At 50.4% G+C, this 260-nt stretch carries 1 protein-coding gene; it reads left to right on the forward strand.

Annotation, left to right across the window (positions count from 1 at the left end; translation table 11 throughout):
- Window positions 1-231: hypothetical protein (locus R0J92_RS24175; protein ID WP_411053549.1), on the forward strand; the 231-nt coding region annotated here is incomplete at its 5' end.
- Window positions 232-260: the final 29 nt, after the last annotated feature.

Genomic DNA, 260 nt, shown 5'->3' on the forward strand with positions numbered 1-260 from the left:
CTTGTGAATGCTGCCGCGAATGTGGAGAGGCGAACTGCAAGTGTTGTAGAGACTGCGACAGCTACCCTTGCGAATGTTGCCGTGAATGTGGAGAGGCGAACTGCAGGTGCTGTAGAGACTGCGACAGCTATCCTTGCGAATGTTGCCGTGAATGTGGAGAGGCGAACTGCAGGTGTTGCTATAGATGTGGCAGATATCGTTGTGAGTGCGATTAATCTACATGTTCACTGAAACGGGACATGTGCTACTAGAAAGAGACT

Source organism: Tritonibacter sp. SIMBA_163 (assembly GCF_046535935.1).
Taxonomy (GTDB): Bacteria; Pseudomonadota; Alphaproteobacteria; order Rhodobacterales; family Rhodobacteraceae; genus Epibacterium; species Epibacterium scottomollicae.